1 protein-coding gene is annotated in these 1,422 nt (G+C 60.6%); it reads right to left on the bottom strand.

The features are described from left to right. Positions 1–488 precede the first annotated feature (488 nt). On the bottom strand, positions 489–776 hold the full coding sequence (locus AC1DY5_RS55565; RefSeq protein WP_478122693.1) for a hypothetical protein: 288 nt from the start codon (positions 774–776) through the stop codon (positions 489–491). Between the last annotated feature and the right edge of the window lie 646 nt (positions 777–1,422).

Raw genomic sequence — 1,422 nt, 5'->3', positions numbered from 1 at the left:
GACGACTTGCGCCTTGAACTCGGCGCTATGTGTGCGCCGGCGTCGACGGCCAGCGCTGGCTTCGTTGGAAATAGTGTGCACGTGTCCACCAAAAACTTAGTGGACACGAGCATCCTAAAACGATCCGTCGCAATCAAGGTGCCGCGGCTGGACGCTTACGATTTTTCTACCGGCGTTGCCATTGGCACTGCTCGGAAACGCATTGGGCATCGCCATCTACAGCTCGGAAGGGAATTCCGTTCGGAGGGGCAAAACCCAGCCAGGATCATGCTCCCAGGTGCGAACGGCCCTTGCGAGCTACGGGCGGCGAACGAGAATGAGGCAACCACGGGCTCAGGCTGCGGGTACCAGGCGCCCGCTGGCAGCTCATGTTCTCGCTCGCCGGGGTTCTCTACGAATGCGAGATTGCCCTCAAGGCCAATCGAGCGGCCGGCGTCACTCGACGGGCAACGGCCAGGCTGAGTCCAAGGTGACCATCCGGCAGGAATTCAACTCAGACGGAATTTCTTTGTCTTAGAGAAGGGATCCCAAGGGAGCCAGTCCCGAAGGAATCCATTCCAAAGGGAAGAATCCTGCACGGATGATCCCTCCAGGTGAGAACGGGCCTTGGCGGGCGAGCGTCGAGCATTGTTGCGGTCATTGTTGCGGTCATTGTTGCGGTCATTGTTGCGGTCATTGTTGCGGTCATTGTTGCGGTCATTGTTGCGGTCATTGTTGCGGTCATTGTTGCTCGGCGAAACAATAATCGAAACAAAGCTGGACCCGCGCCGTGGCACGCGGCATCCACCAGCCGGCCTGGGTCGACCGAGGCGCGTCGAAAGCGRAAACGGCCGTCGTGATGCCCCGGAGCCCATAGAGAGCAGCGTGGCGCAGCCGATAGCACTCGTAAACGCGCGGCGTCGTATGCGGGGCGTGGATGAGGCGCTGAATGTCAAGGCAGGCATCGGTCCCCCTATTCAGGCCGGCACAATCATCCAACGCATGGCCGGAGCCGACCTTACCGCAATTCTGGCAGAACCCAGTAGGCGCCGACTGCGATGCGTTCTGCCGACGTCCATTGCGAAGCTGCGCGAAGTCAAAGACCGGTATTGGCCCGATTGTTTCCGGTCGAACGGTCAGTGCGCACGCGATTCGTGATCTACTCTCCGGGCTGGCGACCACGAGTCCCCGCGTTTCGGACGTCTCCGGCCCGCGGCGCACAGTCCGCGCGCCTTCAACGAAGTCCGTCGTGAACGACCGGGCCTGGCCCGGCGCCCTCTCATTGTCGCGGCGTCACTTTTTTTCGGGGATCAGTTTCTCGCTCTCCAGGCCGTTTCGTACGCCTCTCGCCGGCGACACTGAATCGGTGGATGTCGGGTGCCACGGCGGTKGGTTCAGAGACTCACCCAGTTTTGTTTCGCTTATTGTTTCGCTGCGCAACAA

The organism is Variovorax sp. P4_D9 (assembly GCF_056401695.1).
This window is presented reverse-complemented; position numbering and strand designations above follow the sequence as displayed.